The organism is Amycolatopsis echigonensis, assembly GCF_014174495.1.
Classification (GTDB): domain Bacteria; phylum Actinomycetota; class Actinomycetes; order Mycobacteriales; family Pseudonocardiaceae; genus Amycolatopsis; species Amycolatopsis echigonensis.
Window position 1 is genome coordinate 1 of the sequence record NZ_JACJHR010000250.1, and the last position, 799, is coordinate 799.

Sequence of the window (799 nt, forward strand, 5' to 3'; positions counted from 1 at the left end):
CTGTTGTGAACTCGCCTTCGATGGGTCTCTCCGCCCCACGAGCGCTACTACACGCATGCCGCGCGTAGCGGGAGAGAAATCACCGGCCAACCACCCGCATACCCGCCGCGGCTCGCACCAACCGGGCTTGCGGTCACCGCCGCGGACAGGTCGACGGGGTCGCCCTGTCGGCTGGTGCGGATGCTGCACCTAGCGGGATGCCACGGGACTGCGGTGCCGGTGTCGGTCGCCGTGCCTGCTGCGCGCCGTGCGGCTGGGGTTGCTGCCGTGCGCCGCACCGCCGGGATGGAGCACCCGCTCACCAGGCAGTCGGCGTGGCGCGCGGTGCGCACCGTCCGGTGTGGGCCAGGGCGCGGTGGGAGCGCTGGTCCGGGGCGGTCGATGCGGGGCCGGCACCAGCTGGGCGTCGGCGAGCAGGTCGAGCTGGTTCAACGTCGCCGCGACGTGCCCGGCTGCCTCGGTGATCACCACCGGAACCCTGAGCACGTCACGGAGCAGGCGCAGCAGCAGCCCGAAGCCGGTGAAGTCCAGGCGTCGGACCCGGTGCAGGTCGATCACGACCTGCCGGGCGCCGCCGGTGCGCAGCCGGGCCAGCCACCGCGGCAGGTGCCGGGCCAGGCGCTCGGCCTGCTCCGCGCTCGGACGCAGAATCCATACGCCGTCGCCGGAGTCGGCCAGCACGCGCCCGGCGGGCACCCCGCTGGCACTGGTCCCACGGTCACGCGTGCACGCCTGCGGCATGAGCCGGTTCGTGCCGGTGCGCGCTGGCCGGGCGCCGTGCCCGGTGCTCGGCGCGGGC

The 799-nt window shown here is 74.8% G+C and carries 1 protein-coding gene; it reads right to left on the reverse strand.

The genetic code is table 11. The features are described 5' to 3' along the window. Positions 1-189: 189 nt before the first annotated feature. Positions 190-799: STAS domain-containing protein (locus H5411_RS46595; protein ID WP_183128038.1), on the reverse strand; the 610-nt coding region annotated here is incomplete at its 5' end.